Source organism: Paraglaciecola sp. (assembly GCF_039964565.1).
Taxonomy (GTDB): Bacteria; Pseudomonadota; Gammaproteobacteria; order Enterobacterales; family Alteromonadaceae; genus Paraglaciecola.
Genome location: NZ_JBDVXF010000012.1, coordinates 74,743 through 93,296, shown reverse-complemented (window position 1 = coordinate 93,296; position 18,554 = coordinate 74,743). Strand labels below are relative to the sequence as shown.

The following is an 18,554-nucleotide window of genomic DNA, read 5'->3' as shown; positions in this document are numbered from 1 at the left end:
AATAATTAATGAAATATACGACTTTTAATCAAGTAAATAATAATCCTCTGACCGAACCGATGTTTTTTGGTAATCCTGTCAATGTGGCACGTTATGACCAACAAAAGCACCAAATATTTGAAAAGTTGATTGAAAAACAAATTAGCTTTTTTTGGCGTCCAGAAGAAGTTGATGTCAGCAAAGACAGAGTTGACTTTCAAAAACTAAGTGACTCAGAAAAACACGTTTTTATTTCTAATTTGAAATATCAAACCCTGCTCGATTCAATTCAGGGTAGAAGTCCGAATATTGCGTTTTTGCCGATTATCTCTATTCCAGAATTAGAAACATGGGTAGAAACCTGGTCATTTTTTGAAACCATTCACTCTCGCTCCTACACTCACATATTGCGAAACCTATTTGGTGATCCCAGTAGTATTTTTAATGACATAGTCGAAAATGAAGAAATCAAAAAGCGCGCGGCTGATATTTCTCAATATTATGATGACCTCATTTTCGCTACTCAGCTATGGCAAACATTAGGTGAAGGCACACACCTTGTAAACGGCGTGAACCATACTATTACCATGCGTGAGCTTAAGAAAAAGCTCTATCTATGCATGAACTCAGTTAATGCCTTAGAAGCCATTAGGTTTTACGTTTCTTTTGCTTGTACCTTTGCCTTTGCAGAGCGCGAGTTAATGGAGGGTAATTCAAAGATAATTCGCTTAATTGCTCGAGACGAAAACTTACATCTAACTTCAACTCAACATATATTGAATTTATGGGCAAAAGGTAAAGACGATCCAGAAATGGCTGAGATTGCTGAAGAGTGTAAAGAGCAAGCTACTCAGATATTTCTCAATGCAGTAGAACAAGAAAAACAATGGGCTGAATTTTTATTTCAACACGGTTCAATGATTGGTCTAAATAAAGAAATTTTATGTCAATACGTAGAGTTTATTGCTAATCATCGCATGTCAGCCATAGGTCTGGGGCAGCCTTTTGATGTAAAAAGTAACCCTCTTCCATGGATGAATAATTACCTCAGTTCTGACAACGTTCAAGTTGCACCTCAAGAGTCTGAAATTAGCTCTTATTTAGTGGGTCAAATTGATTCTGAAGTGAATGCCGATGATTTTGGTGACTTTGATTTATAACCCTAGAAAACACAGATTCTAGGTTAAAACAGATGAGTAAAAACAACGACAGTTTTATGGTGACTATAAAAGATCATAAAACTGTCGAACATTCTGCCCCCAAAACGCTACTTGAAACCATCGAACTTCATCAAATTGAAATTCAGTATCATTGCCGCGAAGGGTTTTGTGGCGCCTGTAGAAGTAAGCTAATTAAAGGAGAAGTAGAATATACCACTGATCCGTTAGCGTATATTGATGACGAAGAAATACTTCCTTGTTGCTGTATTCCCACCACTAATATCGAAATTGAATTAGCCAAATAGTCCAGCTTAGACCCACTATTCACTATTCACTATTCACTATTTTACAACACTAAAAACTCGCACCAAGGATAAAGAACCACGCTGAACCACTCTTAATTAGTATGTCCTGCATAATAGCAGTGTTCTAATTTTCAACATTCGCTTTATCAGCAATTTTTTGTGCCAACATACTTAATTCAGCAGCTTTAAATACGTGTTCTTGGGTCATAGCGGTTTCTGTGCGGTTGATTACATCGAGTATAAGTTGCCCAAAAAAGGGAAAACCACTTTTGCCTAAGCAGTCTATTTCTTGTTCGCCTTCACTGTTGGTCAAAAACACTTTTGAAGCTGGTGCTTGGCGAGCGACATCATTATATTTTCGACACTCGATATTTCCTTGCGTCCCTAAAATAAAGGTACGCCCGTCTCCCCAGGTAGCCTGACCATCAGGTGTAAACCAATCAACCCGTGCATAAAATGACGCACCATTTTCAGCGGTCATCGACATTTCACCAAAATCTTCTAATCCGCTTTTGTCTGGGTTATTAAGATTACTCACACGAGCAAAATTAATGGCTGCATCAAACACACCGGCATAGGTCAAAAATTGCTCTACTTGATGTGAACCAATGTCAGTTAAAATTCCACCATAGGCCGTCTTATCGAAAAACCAATCTGGCCGAGTATTTTTAGATAATCGATGCGGCGCTAGGGTAATAACTTGTAAAACTCGACCAATCGCGCCAGCTTTAATCAATTCCCCGGCATGCCAAGCCGCTTCATTGTGCAAACGTTCGGCGTAATAAACCGCGTATTTTTGGCCAGTTTCTGCTACCACAGATTTAACTTCAGCTAACTGCTGCAAAGTGGTGAATGGTGACTTATCAGTAAAAAAGCCTTTGCCTGAGCGCATTACTTTAATGCCCCACTCAGCCCTTTTGTTGGGAATAGCCGCGCAGGCTACCAATTGGGTTTGTTTGTCTTCAAGGATTTGCTCAAATGAGTCTGCCACTTTTACTTGCGGGAACTTGGCACAAAACTCAGCTAATCGTTTAGCGTCAGAATCGAATACGTATTTTAGTGTGGCACCAGCTTGCACTAAACCATTAGTTTGCGCGTAGATGTGTCCGTGATCTAAAAATGCCACTGAGAAATAAAACTGATTGTCTGCAATAACCTTGGCGACTTTTCCTTCAGGACTATAGTTGGCACCGTCTTTAATATTGGTTTTGGGTTCTTGAATCGCCATGATTTATCCTAGTTTTACATAAGTCGAATAAACAACACTACACAACACAGTGACAATACAAAGCAACATCGCAATATTACTCAAATACCGTGTGACACCTTCAGGTCTAGCTGCACCTAAATAGTCTTTATTGTTATTTAATAATGCCCAACCTATATACGCTATAGGTAATAAAAAGCCACAAATAGCTGATGTAGGTAACACAACGTATGCCCCCATGGTTGACCATACAAACACTCCCAAAATTGCAGGCGTGGGGGCTAATAGTGCCAACTTATATTTCAAGCTACCTTCTTGCCATCCAAACATAGCCGCCGCTGCTGAACCACAACACAACATATGCATTACCAATGACCCCACAGCCATACCCAATATACCAAAGGCAAAAATTAATCGGCTAGTGACTTCGTCAAGCCCAGCAGACATAAACATTTTTCCTGCTTGCGTGGGACTTAGCTTACCCTGTATATCCAGATCAGCCCCAAAAAATGCGCCCGCAGCAGCAATACTAATCAAACTAGTGATCAATATATAAGGAACAACTAACCCCATACCTATATCGTAACGTGATAACTCGACATGCTGCGGAGTCCACTTTTTATGAAGTAAAGTAAAACCGTAAATAAAGGTCATATTAATGCCAACCGCACTTCCTAATGCGGCCATCATCATAGTTACACCCTCAGCGGTGTGTGGCAGTGAGCTGGGAATATAACCTGCCAATACCGCCCCCCAATCTACTTTTCCATTTAATGAGGCACTGATCACAACCCATGCGAACGCGATAACAATCAGGGCACTGAGCACCTTAATACCCGTCTCAAATATTTTTACGGCATTGTGCTTATTGCTGACTCCAGAATCATTTTCATCTACTTGTTCACCATATTTCCAAGCGGTAAATGCACATCCAGCCCAAACAACAATCGCCAGTAGTAACAAGTACAGATCTCTTCCTAATTCGTTACTTTCTTCAATATCAAAGCCACTAGAGACTAAAATAATTTCTTCTAACATGCCCGCACTCAGCGGATAATGCGCGAATCCCCAAATAATACTTGAAGCAAACGCCGCAATGGCCCACGCCCACGCGAGTCCGGGATTAATGTGCTTTTTCATGGACTCAAAGGGTGACGTTTGACTATGCAAGGTTTGGTAGGATAAAGCGAAAAGCATAATACAACCAATGAGCATCGCTATTGGTTGTACCCACAGAAACTCATACCCAAAAACAGCACCTATCGTTAAAGAAGTAACAGCACTGCCACCTCCCAAGGTCATTGCGCCTTGCAACCATCCTGGGCCGCTAAGAGCGAGGTATTTAGGTACTCTGGCAAACCAAGGCTTTTGAGCTATTGCTCGCAGAGATAAGACTTCCTCTTTCATTGCTTCATTTTGACTCATCGGTAAGAAGCCTCCATATCAATATTCGCCTTAATGTCAGATTTTTTTCTCAAAACTGAACTATGCAGTTTTTTATCTAGCTCGGTTTGATACCCCTTCGCGTTAAGAGGAAACGTTATACGTTTCTCACTCCATGCAGACCACAAAATCGCGTTAGCAATCGACAATGAATCGATCCCCTGCTTAGCGGGTGCAATTAGATTTTGAGAATTTAAAATCGCTTGAGCAAAGTTATTGATCACAACAGCATGCTGATTAACTGTCTCTTCAGGTGTTATGTCTATTACCTCGCGACTAGGTTGACCAAACATATCCATTGTTTGCTTATTATAACGAGATGTTGAAGGCGAATTTTCGGTCAAAAGAAGGCGCTTACCATCAAAGCTCAACATGCCTTTATCGCCCACTATGTCTAGCTGATTAACACCAGGAGCCTCACCTGTCGAGCCAACAAACACTCCTGTTGCGCCGTTGGCATACTCAAAAAAGGCCGTTGCTTCATCTTCCACTTCAATATTGTGATATTTACCAAAACCACAAAAGCCCTGTACCGATATAGGCATGCCTGTTAACCATTGAAAAATATCGATGTTGTGAATACATTGATTGAGTAACAATCCACCGCCTTCACCATGCCAAGTAGCTCGCCAATCAGACACTTGAAAATAGACTTCAGGTCGAAACCAGTTTGTCATAGTCCAATGAGTTCGTTGCAACTCACCTAACGTACCCGAGTCTATAATGCTTTTCATTTTAACAAACACAGGGGCAACTCTTTGATTCAGCATTAATGCAAAAACACAGTTATTACCCGCCGCTGCTAACAATTCTTGCCCTTGTGCAACAGACAAACCTAAAGGTTTCTCCATCAAAACGTGTAAACCTTTACCGAGTGCGTAAAGACCCATTTCTAAGTGACTCATAGTGGGTGTGGCGATTAACACAGCGTCGCATAGCCCAGAATCTATCAATTCACGATAATCAGTAAAATGCGGTACATTCATCGCTTGAGCCAATTGACTCTCACTTCTTGATGCCAATGCGGTAACAACACAGTGCTCAACCGCCCCACTTTGAATATGTTGGATATGTTGTTGCCCAATATTCCCCAATCCAATCACACCTAATCGTAAATCACTCATAAATTATCGCTTCTATTGGTAATTTTATTAATTTCACTCGCCACTCAATTCATCCGCAAACATCTGACAGTAATCAAGATGATATAGGAGTTGTTATAGTAATGTAAAATTCAAATTGACACCGGTATCAAACATAATCAAAACATGTGATATTTTGAACCCAAACTTATCATTTGAATAAATATAACGCCTCTTACTATGCAGGAGGCAAGACTATGTAGGGGCAAGCTTGACGTAACCCCATAATCACACAAAGTTCCCACTGCAAATATCCTAATCAGTGCGTAAAGTCTTTTTCTGTAAAGGGCATTTGCCTGCTATTTGTTTGTTTGCGTAACTTTTCAAACACATTTCGAGACACAGAAGAAGCAGTATTCCCCCAGTTATTGCGAATATACGTACTCAGGTCGGCAAGTTCTTGATCGGTAAGGTTTGCAGAAAACCCTGGCATAACCATACTTAAGTTATATTGCGAATCGTTAACCTTTATGGGTCCCATTAGTCCCTTCAACAGTACTTTTGCCAGACGTTGTTCAGGCCCAGTTACCCATTCGCTGCTTTGTAATGGGGGCCCCATATTGTCGATGCCTTTACCATCTTTACCATGACAGCCGAAACACGCGGCCTTACCATCGTAATAATCCTTACCACGGTTGTAACTATCCTGAATATAATTTTCTAGATTTAGCACGTTACTGTTGGCAATATCTTCTTTACCCACACGATTAAACATCTCGATAAAATCATTATTGTCAAAATCAGTCAGGTGCGCTTTAAACTCTTGCTCCCTGCCAGCCAAGCCGCTAATCGCCGCCTCTTTTATCCAAGGCTTATCGCCGTAGAGCATTAACACTTGTTTTAATGCTAGTAACGATTTTTCACCTTGAATCTCTCCTGCGACAAGTGCAACTTGCACCGCTAATTCATATGCAATAGGACCCAGCTTCAACAAATACTCGCCAATCACACTATGGTCTGAATCAGGTAAACGAGCACTCAACTCTATGCCTGAAACTTGAACTTTAGGATGTATATCAGACAAAGCCGTAATTATTACGTCCAAATCTAGCGCCCCTAGCCCCTCCAAAGTCCATAACGCGTTAATCCTAGCTTTATGATCTTCACTATTAGTCAATATTTGACGCACAGCTGGTACCACGGAAAGATCCCCCTGCTGTACTATCAATTGACGAGCCATATCTCGCCACCAACCATTAGTATGGTTTAGATGCTCTACCCATTGCGCTGGGGTTTGCTTGGACATTTTAGGCTGTTTACCCAAGGCGTTTTGTTGCCAGCGTAAGCGATAAATCCGCCCCATCGAACGATTATTCTTATCTAAACCTCGCGCTTCAGATTGTTTTCGCAGATAGGTTGTTAAAAACTCCTTATGTTGAATAACCCCATGGTACATATCCACTATATACAATGATCCATCTGGTGCAGTATTCAAATTAACTGGTCTAAATCGCTCGTCTGTAGAGGCCAATAATTCCGATTCGGGATACAACTCACTACCCGTGAGTACTCCTTGAGTTTCCACCACTCGGCGAGCTGAAATTAAATTAGCCGCGGGCTCAGGTGTAAAAGACACACCGTAAAAATCTTGCGGAAACTGATCACCTCGATACAACTGATTTCCACTGGCCGCTGTAAAATTAGCCAACTTACCTTTGTTTGGACCATCTTTTATCAAAGTACTTGGTAAATACCCTCGATTTACGCCCGGATTGATTCGAATCGGATAAACCCGCGTAGACCCAATATTGTTAGCTTTGACTGGTTTTTGTAACCCTGGGTTTTTCATCAGAGACCCTGGACGCAGATATTCCCCTTGAGCCGGTGAACTATTGCCATTATGGTATAAACGTCCATAGTCATCGGAGCTAATTCCCCACTGTCCTCGATAGTCTGTTTCTGCCACCACCATTTTCCAATATTTATTACGATATATTTCTTTGGCGTTGTTAGGTACGTCTGCTAGCAAGCTCATTACACGGTATTTTTGATTACTTTTAGTGTTGTAATACCAGTTATCAAGCGCATATAACATACCGTTTGGCTTGTGTTCAACATTACCGCCTTCAGCGTAAGTAGGGTCCACAACCTCTCTTATTCCTAAGTTATTGCCTTCCAACACTTCAGCAAAATAGAGTTGTTGATGATCTGCATATAAAATACCGCCTTTAACTATAGCGACTGTTCTTGGCAGTACTACGTCATCTAGAAATACTGTCCGTTTATCTATTTCCCCATCCCCATTACTATCCTCTAAAATAGCAATACTACCTTCAGGTAATTCTTCATTATTACCATCAAGATCCGGCATAAAAGTTAACATTTCAGCAACCCATATACGTCCGTCAGGATCAAATGCAATATCAATAGGACTTGCTACCAATGGCTCTGCCGCCACATTTTCTAGAACGAACCCTGATTGGATTTGCATTGATGAAATGGCTTGTTCAACACTCAATATCGGCGCCGGTGGGATATCTTCAGCCGCTATGGGGGCTGTCATATCATGCCCTTCTCGATCGCCTTTGTTTTTTGACTTTACTGGCTGCTGCGATGCGAATGCTATCGAGCTAGAAAAAATCAAACAAAGTGAACTTAGCGAACAAAGAGTCCAGCGGGAAATATTCTTCATAATCAGTCCAATTCTTTTATAGTTAAATTTCTAAAGCGCACTACATTGTCTGTTTTCCCAGTAGATTTTAGCGCTTTGCTTCCATGATGTTGCAAGCCAATCAATCCTTTAGCATCTTTGGTATCGATTAGGTGAGTAGTCAGAGTATCGTTTAAATATATTTTAATATTGCTACCTCTACATTCGATTCGATATTTGTTCCATTCACCAGGTCGATAGGCACTCCCTTGTTGTTCGGTCCACTCTCCTAGTACACTACGAATGTAATGGTGATCGGGATGAGAACGTGTGGGGTGCACCGGATATAACCAACCACGCCTTGCCTGATCGTATAGCCCGCCACTCCATTTACGATCAGAGGGATCCACTTCAGCTTGATAACCAACTGCTTCTTGATACCCATCTTTTGTGGGTTTAAGTTGCGCTCGAAAAATAATACCTGAATTATTGTATTCTTTTACATTTGGCATTTTGACTTCAGCCTTGAGTATAAAATTCCTATAGTGCTTTTTAGTCAGTAAAAAGAAGTTACCTGTAGAGTAAATTTCAATTTCATCATTCACTACCTTGGCTTCACCATAAGCGTAAACATTTTGAAACTGACTAAGCTGAGGATCAATTAACGATAACTCCTCACCCAATACAGGATTAGCTGTGCTGACTACTAACAAACCACAAACCCAACTCTTTACAAAATTCACAATAATTGACCTTATTCAATATCCTAAATAGAGCTTTCGCTCGACCACAATAAAAGCGTATAACAGACCAATACCCGCTTCTTGTGCGCAATTAACTGCATATAAGAGCAATCAATATCTTTATAAGCGACCCGAAGTCACCGCAAGAAACAAAAGCCTAATTAACACTTACGCAACATTATCTTCAAATAATACATTTTATGACACCGGTATCAAGCATTAATATTATCCAATTGTTGAACCAAATGCTCAAGACTTGCATAGATGCGTCACCTAGACATGTTCTTTGTGCTTAATTTCATCCATTTCATGTTGGACTGAGTGAGATTTTAATCCCGAAAAATCATATAGTTAATTGTAGTGAGCGGCGAGATAACGTTAACACAAGTCAGAGTTTTTGGAACACTGGACTTATTCGCTATAGATACAAATAATTTAATATTCGTTTTCATCATCAAACTAAGTGTGACAACGTATGACGATTGTTGACACCGTTATCAACAACTATTATAAACTACGCCTCATATAGGTTCAGTCACCGTTTTGCCCAACCGGACTATTTTCAAATGAAGTCAATCACAATTAACGATGTAGCTAAACATGCAGGAGTCTCAAAAAAAACAGTTTCGAGAGTCATTAACCAAGAAGCGAACGTTCGATCAGAAACCAGGAATAAAGTACAAGAGTCGATAAAACTATTGGGCTTTAAACGTAATCCGTTAGGCATGGCGTTAGCCAGAAATCGGTCATTTTTTATTGCTTTATTGTCGGATAACCCTAGCCCTGGTTATTTAATGAATCTGCAGAAAGGAATTTTGCAAAGCTGCACCGAACAACAAATGGGACTCTTTGTGTATGACTGCAGTTATCGATCTCAAAGTTTAGCAAAAGAAATTGAAGAGTTAGTTGAAAACACCCTTGTCGACGGGCTTATTCTAACGCCGCCAATATGCGACAAAATTGAGTTGCTTCAAATGTTAGACGCTAACAACATTAACTACATAAAAATAGGTCCTAAAAATGTAAAAAGTGGTGAATGTATTGGGTTTAATGGAACGCAGTCTAGTTATGACATGACGAATTACCTAATGAAACTCGGACACAAGGACATCGCTTTTATTCTAGGGCACCCCGATCAAGACTCATCAAGACGCAGTGAAATGGGATTCAGAAAAGCACTTAGCGAAGCGAATAGGGAAATAAATGAATCCCATATCGTGCAAGGGTTTTACACTTATCAATCTGGAATAGATGCGGCCACCGTATTACTTAATCAAACCCCGAGGCCCACCGCTATATTTGCGGCTAACGATGAAATGGCCGTGGGTGTTTTATACAAAGTTCAGAGTTTAGGTTTACGTGTGCCAGATGATATTTCAATCTGTGGAATTGATGATATTTCTATCAGCACTAAAGTTTGGCCACATATCACCACCATGCGCCAACCCTTAGTAACAATAGGTTATCAAGCGGCAAGTATGTTAATTGAAAGGCTTAAAACCAAGGATTCAGGTTTACCTGCAAAAGGTCAAGATGACGCACGTATCACTGACGGCGAGTTAGTGATACGAGACTCTACAAAAAAACAACCTAGTTAAAACGATATAAACTATTTTTATAATGTAGCGCGTATATGAAAAGACTAATCAATTAATTGATAGTCTCTTTTCAATATTTGAATAATTTCTTGTTTTGGATTGTCACTTACAACTAAGGACTTACCGGTAATTTTTTCTGCAATTTCTGTATAGGTATTCGACACTTGCATTAACACGTCTACTGGAAGCGCATTGTCAGCAGCCAACTGTTGACGCTCTTGCATACGATTTTTGTTTAGTAAAATATCAGGATCTGGGAAATGATTCAGTAACAACTGACGAAACCCTTCTTTAGAGTTTTCTACCACATTTCCTTGCGTATATTGTTCAGCATCCCAAATACGTGAGGAGTCTGGCGTGCCTACTTCATCCATATAAATAAGTTTATTGTTACCAACTAAATCTTTGACGTAACCAAACTCAAATTTTGTATCCACAAAGATTTGCTCAATGCCCTCTAAGGCTTGGCTAATAACTTGGAATCCTTCAGTGAGTAATTTTTCGTACAACTCAACATCTTGTCGCTTTTCAAAGTTAAAGGCTGAATAATTATCGAGGATATCTTGTTGGGTAATATTTACATCATCGGCTTCTGGTACATTAGGTATCCCTTTTAAAATCCCTTTTGTAGAGGGGGTGATCAGCAAATTAGCGAGTTTACTGTCTTGCTTGAGTCCCTCTTCGAGTTGAATACCACAAAAATGTCTTTCACCTTTTTCATAAGCTCGCCACATTGAGCCTGTAATATATTGGCGGCAGATAGCTTCAATCATCACGGGTCGTGCTTTTTGTACTATCCACACAAAAGGGTGCGGTATATCCAGTATATGACTGTCAGCTAAACCTTGTTGTTTAAACAATTCAAACCAATGATTAGAAATAGCATTTAAAGCCGCGCCTTTGCCAGGCACGCCTAACATGCCACCTTCACCATGCCAGATACAATCAAAAGCTGAAATCCGGTCACTGATAACCATAATAGCTAGTGGCGTATCATTTGGCACAGCATAGCCTTTATCGGCAATTAAACGTCGACTGTCTTTATCAGTTAACCAATAAACGGAGCGCACTTTGCCACTATGTACCGGCAAATCAGTACGAATAGGCAGGTCATTGTTAACCGATAAAATTGAATCCGCAATCGACATACAATGCCAACTCCTTAATCTGATCAATACACAAAATTTGAGTAAGATTTAACTTGATAACATCGACCCTGGCCACGTTAGTAACCAAAGTCAAACAACTAAATATCTAAATTGTCAGCCGACATGGTTTTTGAAAACTTAGGGTACAAATCTGTTAGTTTATTCACCAAAAATGGTTTGCTCTCATCGTCTAGTAAGGTGATCGAGGTTTTTTCTCCCGCAGCAACAACTTTGATACGGTACTCTTCGGTGTCTAGGTCAAATTGATTTTTATCACTTGACCAAATATCACTCCACCACCCCTCTTCTGAGCCATTGTATTTAACAAACATCAAGCCGTTTGACTTATCAAAATCTTTTACATCAAACCCTAGTTTTCTCAATACAAGTAAGAGTCTTGGCCAAGTGATTTCATAATCCGCATCAACAACAAATGCAGGTTCACCGTCACTGTCAAACCCTAGCTCCATTGGCAAACCTTCACGAATTTGACGATAACGTTTAACGTTAGCTAACTGAGTTTCAAACTCATAATGTTTTACGACACTATTGAGAACATCGATCTCACTACGTCTTTCGTCTTTTGCTTGGGTTATTTCAGGGCTTTGTGGATCTATTTGTTCTTTATATTCAACTAAATCCGCACTTAATGAAGCCGATCTACCATGAATTTTTTTATTTAAAGAAAACTCAAAACGCTGTTTAACGGTACGTTCTGATTTCGACCAACTGTACCATTTGTTTTCTTTGCTTTCGTCCCAAACCATCCAATCGGTAACCAAACGTTGCTTGTCTTTGTCAAACGTCTGGACACCAATTCCTTCAGTTTCTAAAAAACGGATTAGCGAATTCCAGATAGTAGTATCAAGAGGCACGCTATCATCGACTTGGTCAAACCAAACAGTAGCGTTTTTTGACCCTTCTTCGATATGGGAGCCTGCCACAATAGGCAATACCAATGAAGGTGAGAGCACACTCAAATCTTTACCCATAGCAGTAACTGGGGCATTTTCACCTATATCAGGTAGTTTGTAGGATTCGCTAAATTTGGGTTGCTGTAAATCCTCGGGTATTGCTATTTTTTGGCCCGGTTGCTCTTTGATATATTCAAATGAACCACTGGCTATTTCTCTTTCTTCTAATGAACTACAGGCGCTTAACACAGTGGCTGTTATCACACCAATTAGTTGAAATTTATAGGTCATGCTATCTCCTTAAGATAATACGCCAGAACTGCGCATGACTTGTTCGATATGTTTTTGGCTAGCTAGTTCCGATTCAACTAAAGGTAATCGTAAAAAAGCTGAATTAGTCAGCCCCATTTTGTATAACGCCCACTTTGGTAACACCGGATTGGGCTCAATAAATAACGCACTATGTAGCTCACAAATTTGTTTGTCTATATTTTGCGCTAATTGAAAATCTTTAGCTAAAGCAGCATTACACATGTCAGCCATTTGTTTTGGCGCAATGTTTGCGGTCACTGATATAACACCATGTCCACCATTTGCCAAAAATTCACATCCAGTCAAATCATCGCCACTTAGCAACACAAAATCATCTGAGACCAGATTTTGGGTAGCCTTTAGGCGCGAAATATCACCTGTCGCATCCTTTAAACCAACAATTTTAGGATGGCTTGCCAACTCAGCTACAGTTTCGGGTAACATATCAGCTACGGTTCGGCTAGGAACATTGTATAACAACACGGGTAAGTCAGTTGAATCGGCTACCGCGTTAAAATGCGCCACTAAACCTTTTTGCTGCGGTTTATTGTAGTAAGGCACAACACTTAAAAAGCCTTGAATACCTGTATTAGCCATTTGCTCGCTCAAAAATATTGCTTCTGAGGTCGAGTTTGCACCGCTTCCCGCGATAATTGGTATTTTTCCCTGCGCATATTCAACGGTGCGTTTGACTACTTCAATATGTTCAGAAAAAGGTAAAGTCGCAGACTCCCCAGTAGTACCAACAGACACTATGCCATGAGACCCATTTTGAATATGAAAATCAACGAGCGCCTTCAATGACGGATAATCTATTTGCCCGTTATCATACATTGGCGTTATTAACGCCACAAAACTGCCAGTAAACATGTGTTCCCCCCAAAAAATTAGCGCCTAATGGTAAAGATCTGGCCTCTTAAAAACAAGCATTGAATAGCCTGATCCAGAGATTAAAATAGAAACTGGATCAACCCACCCACAATCATGTATGTTATAGCGAATTTTATAGCAACAATTTGGTTAAAAATGCAGCAGCAACTTATCATTACCATACTAGGTTCAGACCAATTTGGTGTGTTGAGCACTTTGGCAGACACTGTAACCGGAGTAGGATGCAATATTTTAGACAGTCGCCAAGCCATTTATGGCCAAGATTTTTCACTCACTATGATCGTCGAAGGTACGCAAAGTGCAATAATCCAAGCAGAATGTTTATTGCCGCAAACTTGTCAGAAACATAATTTATTATCGATGATGAAACGCACCAAAAAACATTGTAAACAAAACCTTGAGCACCTAGCGGATGTCATCATTAGTGGTGAAAGCACGCCAGGTTTAATCGATCAAATCACGGATTTTTTCACGCAACGCAATATTTCGGTCAGCGCATTTAGATTAAAGTTTCTAGATAAAGACGAAAATGACTCTGCCAATGAAAAGCCCATGAAATGCAAAATGGTCATTTCAATCCCTCATGAACTCGAAGTTGAAAAAATTGAGCAGGCGCTTCAAGAGCTGTTGCATCCTCTAAATTTATTAGGCGCGATTAAACCAAATCATTAATAACTTAGTAAGACTGTTTAGACTTAAAAAAAAAGGTAAATAATTATGCAAACCCTTAAGGCTGGAGACACAGCCCCACAATTTTCTTTACCCAATGAAAACAACCAAACTGTGAACCTAAATGACTTTAAAGGTAAGAAAGTCTTAGTTTATTTTTACCCTAAAGCCATGACACCTGGCTGTACCATTCAGGCTCAAGGATTGCGAGATAGTCAAAATTCTTTAGCAGAGCAAAACGTAGAAGTATTGGGAATAAGCCCTGATGCGGTTAAGAGGTTGCCTAAGTTTATTGAAAAAGAAAGTCTCAACTTCACCCTTTTATCAGACGAAGATCATTCAGTAGCCGATGCATTCGGAGTTTGGGGCTTGAAAAAATTTATGGGTAAAGAATACGATGGAATTCATCGTATTACGTTTTTGATTGATGAAAGCGGTAAAGTTGAACATGTATTTGATAAATTCAAAACTAAAACGCATCATGAAGTGGTTTTAGATTATTTGCAAAATAGCTGAATAAAAATAGTGGGAGCCGAATTGGTTCGGCTCCCTTTATGTTAGATTGCAGAGTCTAACTCTTTTGGACTTGACCAAGCATTAGTTACAGCTTTAACTAACGTCGCCAAAGGAATAGCGAAGAACACCCCCCAAAATCCCCATAGTCCACCAAAAAATAACACTGCAATAATGATGTATACGGGATGCAAACTCACGGCTTCTGAGAACAAAATCGGCACTAACGCATTGCCATCCAAGGCTTGAATAATGCCGTAAGCAACTATCAAATACCAAAAGTCCGGTGTAATTCCCCATTGAAACAGCGCCACAATAGCGATAGGAATCGTTACGACTGCTGCACCTATATACGGGATGAGAACGGAAAAACCGACTAACACGCCTAATAACAATGCATAACGTAAGTCCATAAATGCAAATGTTACTGCCGAAACAGTGCCAACAATCACTATTTCAATCACCTTGCCACGAATGTAATTAGCGATTTGTAGGTTCATCTCTGAACCAACTTGTTTAATAAGGCGACGCTCACTTGGTAGCAATGACGACAGGTTTGCGACTAACATTGCTTTGTCCTTAACCATAAAAAACACCATCAATGGTACTAAAATCATATAAATAAGCATGGCTCCTAAGCCACCTAAAGAACTAAATGAGGCAGATAATAGTTGCTCTGCAAACCCTACGACTCTCTCATTGATACTATCCAATACATCCTGAATCTGTGTCAATTGTACTAAATCAGGGTAAGATTCGGGTAAGGCTAAAAGCCACTGTTGCCCCTGTTGCCATATCTGCGGCATTTCTTTAATTAGGTTAATGCTTTGCTGCACTACCACTGGCACTAAACCAACAAAGGTCAAAATTGACAGACTAATGAAACCAAATAACACCAATACGGTGCTATAGCCGCGAGATACACCCAACTTGCACAACTGAACAACAGGCCAATCCAATAAATAAGCAATTACAGCAGCGACAATAACTGGCATCAAAATACCGCCCCAGACTGCTAATAACAATGAACTAATAAGCAGCAACAATAACAACATCATAGAATCAGGATCTGAAAATTTACGCTTATACCAACGTTCAAAAACGGTTAACATCTATTGTCCTTGTGTATTATTAGGTATCACCAAACTATAGATTGGTGAAAGTTTAACTTCAGCTATATGATGGGGACATTATTACACAACCACAATATGATAAAACAGCGCTTAACTGAGATAACTCAAAGATAATAAAAACTAAGAGAGGTTATATTTGCAATTAGATTGGACAAGTCGTTTTGGCAATGTAAAAGCGATTTTGCAACTTAAGAAATCCCTTAATTTGGGAGATATCCCTGATCATTTTCAAATAGTGGCCTCTAAACTGTTGGAACTTGAAGGTACCTTTACCGATGGTTTTGACAACAATATTAAATACCTCCTAGATAAAAAAAACTGGAATTTAAGCAATTGTAAACAAGGTAAACCTGCTGTAGTGCTTAAAAAACACTGTAACCAATATGCATTTGACTTACATTGTTTTCCGGTTATTAAAAACGAACCACAGGCCATGATTAAAGCTTTTGACGCGAATTCACCTTTTAAAGAATTTAATCCCTCGATTCTTGGTCCTCTAGTGAGTATCCCTAAACTTAGCGACTTTATGTGTGTAACAATTCGTTGTGGTGACGAGGCAGACATAGAATTACTCAAATATGCCCATATGTTACTAGAACAGTTGCTTGAGTTATTGGCCACCTCATTAGAAGTTGTTGAAAATAGTGGGCAATCAATCAAAGCGTTATTTGTGTCTCTCGAACAACAATTAGAAAACATTAAATCGGCTTAATGCCTCAGCAGAATTGAACTAATGAGCTGCGAATTGATCCATAGTAAACACCAGTAGTCAGCAACAAACATTGGCTCGTAATATAACAGACCTAATTTAGATGTAATTTATGATAAAACCTATAGCTAACATTGTTGTTTCTGCCTTTTGTATTTGCGTTGTAGGCATCATGTCAGTTGGCGCGCAAAATAAAAAAAATCAATTACCTGAAATAGGAGTCGTTGCATCTAGTGCCATCAGCCTTGATAAAGAAGTATTAATTGGGGACGCACTTATGCGACAACTGCGAGGTCAAGCGCCCATTATTAATGATCCTTTGTTAGATGAATATATTCAAGACCTTGGAAATCGTTTGGTCGCACAGGCAGACAATGTAAAGTTTCCATATAAGTTTTTTATTCTCAATAGTCCAGAAATCAATGCATTCGCTTTTTTTGGAGGGCATATTGGGATCCATACCGGACTTATTTTTAATGCCAGAAACGAATCTGAACTGGCATCGGTATTAGCACACGAAGTCAGTCATGTGACGCAACGACATATCGCTCGAAGCATGGAAGCACGACAGAAATCATCTCCATTGCAGATAGCCAGTTTGCTAGGAAGTATCATGTTAGCAGCGGTAAATCCAGAAGCCGGAATGGCGGCTATTTCTGTAACCAATGCAGCCTCCGCGCAATCTTCAATTAATTACACCAGACAAAACGAACAAGAAGCGGACAGAGTAGGAATAAGAATATTAGCGGATGCAGGTTTTGACCCTTACGGCGCAAGCAGTTTTTTTAGTATTTTAACCGAGAAAAATCGCCTTAAATCGACTCCTTTGGCATTCTTACTGACTCACCCTTTGCCAGAATCTCGAGTTGCAGATGCGCGCACGCGAGCCGCATCATTTCGAAAACGGAACATTCCAGAAAGTATTAATTTTCATTTAGCCAAATCGAGAGTTTTGGCGCGTTATTATGCTAATCCAAAGCGAAATATCGAATACTTCTCGGGGATATTGGATAAGCAATCTTATGTATTTAAAGCGGCCGCTGAATACGGTTTAGCTCTATCACTTTTAGCCAACGAACAATTTGAACCCGCGTTAGAGTTAATCGAAGGGTTACTGGAGAAAGAACCCGATAATTTATTTTATTTAGATACATTTACTGATTTAGCAATTGAAATGGACCAAACCCAAAGCGCCATAGACCGATTATCTGCGCAAATTTTACATACTCCGTTCAACAGAGTATTGACCTTAAATTTGGCGAATGCATTGATAAAAACTCAAAATTTCGAGAGAGCAACATCACTGCTCAGAGACTACTTGCTTGTTAATCCTGACAATATGTTAGCTTACGATTTGTTGTCAGACGCCTACCAAAACAGTGGCCAAAAACTGGAGATGCATCAAATCAAGGCCGAAATATACGCCTTGGTCGCAGCGTACCCCAGAGCCATTGATGAACTACATACCGCCTACAATTATGCGAGTGAACGCAAAATAGAACAACAACGCATCCGAGCAAGAATAGACCAATTTCGAACAGCTCAGGAGCGTCTACAAACTCTTTAATTGATTAATAGTTTGTATTAATTTTTGAGCACTTTGTTCGCCTTTCAATTGCTGTCGCACATTGCCTTTGGCATCAAGGATGTAAGTTGTCGGTAAACTCTTTGGTGGTTGATTCCAAGGTAAAGAGTTAAGGCTAGCGACAACCGCAAATTGAATATCATACTTGTGTTTAAGAGCAGTTAATTGTTCATTATCGAGAGGGTCAAAACTCACTGCAAAAATATCTATCTCATCCTTGTGGAGTTGATAAAAACGGTTTAATTCCGGCATTTCTCTTAGACACGGCGCGCACCATTCAGCAAAATAATTGACTACTTTCCATTTTCCTTCGCCACTACTCCAACGATATTCATTACCATCTGTGGATGTAAAATCGACTTTCAAAGAGTTTTGAGCCCACAACCCTAACAACAAAGCTAACAATGCAGCCAAACCAATAACAATTTTTTTCAAAATAACAGCACCCTAAATGCGGGTTACTCTCGTAACCAATTAAATAAAATGTAGAATACTACGTCTTAATCCTAAAAC

At 39.8% G+C, this 18,554-nt stretch carries 17 protein-coding genes; 7 read left to right on the top strand and 10 right to left on the bottom strand.

The features are described 5' to 3' along the window. Positions 1-8: 8 nt before the first annotated feature. On the top strand, positions 9-1,139 hold the full coding sequence (gene nrdB / locus ABJK37_RS06800; protein ID WP_348351414.1) for a class Ia ribonucleoside-diphosphate reductase subunit beta: 1,131 nt from the start codon (positions 9-11) through the stop codon (positions 1,137-1,139). A gap of 56 nt (positions 1,140-1,195) precedes the next feature. Continuing rightward, on the top strand, positions 1,196-1,444 hold the full coding sequence (yfaE, locus tag ABJK37_RS06795; protein ID WP_348351600.1) for a class I ribonucleotide reductase maintenance protein YfaE: 249 nt from the start codon (positions 1,196-1,198) through the stop codon (positions 1,442-1,444). Between the two features lie 124 nt (positions 1,445-1,568). Here yfaE and ABJK37_RS06790 read toward each other — a convergent pair whose 3' ends face one another. The 5 genes from ABJK37_RS06790 to ABJK37_RS06770 form a co-directional block, all read right to left on the bottom strand. Next, positions 1,569-2,672 (bottom strand): Gfo/Idh/MocA family oxidoreductase, encoded by a 1,104-nt coding sequence (locus ABJK37_RS06790; RefSeq protein ID WP_348351412.1) that lies wholly within the window; start codon positions 2,670-2,672, stop codon positions 1,569-1,571. A 3-nt stretch (positions 2,673-2,675) separates the two neighbouring features. Beyond that, on the bottom strand, positions 2,676-4,076 hold the full coding sequence (locus tag ABJK37_RS06785; RefSeq protein WP_348351410.1) for a hypothetical protein: 1,401 nt from the start codon (positions 4,074-4,076) through the stop codon (positions 2,676-2,678). Further along, entirely contained in the window at positions 4,073-5,218 is a 1,146-nt protein-coding gene (locus ABJK37_RS06780; protein ID WP_348351408.1) for a Gfo/Idh/MocA family oxidoreductase, read from the bottom strand. The genes ABJK37_RS06785 and ABJK37_RS06780 overlap by 4 nt, the downstream gene beginning before the upstream one ends. Positions 5,219-5,495: 277 nt before the next feature. Then, a complete protein-coding gene (locus tag ABJK37_RS06775) occupies positions 5,496-7,868 on the bottom strand; it encodes a PVC-type heme-binding CxxCH protein (protein ID WP_348351406.1) in 2,373 nt (790 codons plus the stop codon). 2 nt (positions 7,869-7,870) lie between these two features. After that, positions 7,871-8,569, bottom strand: coding sequence for a DUF1080 domain-containing protein (locus ABJK37_RS06770; RefSeq protein ID WP_348351404.1), 699 nt, complete (start codon positions 8,567-8,569; stop codon positions 7,871-7,873). Between the two features lie 566 nt (positions 8,570-9,135). Between ABJK37_RS06770 and ABJK37_RS06765 the strand changes: the two genes are divergently transcribed. Further along, the gene (locus ABJK37_RS06765) at positions 9,136-10,167 is read left to right on the top strand and encodes a LacI family DNA-binding transcriptional regulator (RefSeq protein WP_348351402.1); all 1,032 of its coding nucleotides are present in this window, start codon (positions 9,136-9,138) and stop codon (positions 10,165-10,167) included. Positions 10,168-10,211: 44 nt separating this feature from the next. Here the strand turns inward: ABJK37_RS06765 and ABJK37_RS06760 are convergent, their stop codons facing one another. The 3 genes from ABJK37_RS06760 to dapA form a co-directional block, all read right to left on the bottom strand. Beyond that, on the bottom strand, positions 10,212-11,315 hold the full coding sequence (locus ABJK37_RS06760; protein WP_348351400.1) for a phosphoribosylaminoimidazolesuccinocarboxamide synthase: 1,104 nt from the start codon (positions 11,313-11,315) through the stop codon (positions 10,212-10,214). 98 nt (positions 11,316-11,413) lie between these two features. Then, on the bottom strand, positions 11,414-12,520 hold the full coding sequence (gene bamC, locus ABJK37_RS06755) for an outer membrane protein assembly factor BamC (RefSeq protein WP_348351398.1): 1,107 nt from the start codon (positions 12,518-12,520) through the stop codon (positions 11,414-11,416). Between the two features lie 9 nt (positions 12,521-12,529). Then, positions 12,530-13,411, bottom strand: a complete 882-nt coding sequence (gene dapA / locus ABJK37_RS06750; protein WP_348351396.1) for a 4-hydroxy-tetrahydrodipicolinate synthase — start codon at positions 13,409-13,411, stop codon at positions 12,530-12,532. Between the two features lie 114 nt (positions 13,412-13,525). Between dapA and ABJK37_RS06745 the strand changes: the two genes are divergently transcribed. Next, complete coding sequence (locus tag ABJK37_RS06745) at positions 13,526-14,104, top strand: ACT domain-containing protein (RefSeq protein WP_348351394.1); 579 nt, start codon at positions 13,526-13,528, stop codon at positions 14,102-14,104. Positions 14,105-14,149: 45 nt separating this feature from the next. Next, entirely contained in the window at positions 14,150-14,617 is a 468-nt protein-coding gene (gene bcp / locus ABJK37_RS06740; protein WP_348351392.1) for a thioredoxin-dependent thiol peroxidase, read from the top strand. Between the two features lie 41 nt (positions 14,618-14,658). Here bcp and ABJK37_RS06735 read toward each other — a convergent pair whose 3' ends face one another. Further along, positions 14,659-15,726 carry an AI-2E family transporter gene (locus tag ABJK37_RS06735; RefSeq protein WP_348351390.1) on the bottom strand — a complete coding sequence of 356 codons (1,068 nt, stop codon included), beginning with the start codon at positions 15,724-15,726 and terminating at the stop codon, positions 14,659-14,661. A 157-nt stretch (positions 15,727-15,883) separates the two neighbouring features. Here ABJK37_RS06735 and ABJK37_RS06730 point away from each other — a divergent pair, with 157 nt between their 5' ends. Together ABJK37_RS06730 and ABJK37_RS06725 are read left to right on the top strand one after the other, a co-directional pair. Then, positions 15,884-16,459, top strand: a complete 576-nt coding sequence (locus ABJK37_RS06730; protein ID WP_348351388.1) for a hypothetical protein — start codon at positions 15,884-15,886, stop codon at positions 16,457-16,459. A gap of 109 nt (positions 16,460-16,568) precedes the next feature. After that, the gene (locus ABJK37_RS06725; RefSeq protein ID WP_348351386.1) at positions 16,569-18,023 is read left to right on the top strand and encodes a M48 family metalloprotease; all 1,455 of its coding nucleotides are present in this window, start codon (positions 16,569-16,571) and stop codon (positions 18,021-18,023) included. Here the strand turns inward: ABJK37_RS06725 and ABJK37_RS06720 are convergent. Next, a complete protein-coding gene (locus ABJK37_RS06720) occupies positions 18,009-18,476 on the bottom strand; it encodes a TlpA disulfide reductase family protein (protein ID WP_348351384.1) in 468 nt (155 codons plus the stop codon). The genes ABJK37_RS06725 and ABJK37_RS06720 overlap by 15 nt on opposite strands. Positions 18,477-18,554 lie beyond the last annotated feature (78 nt).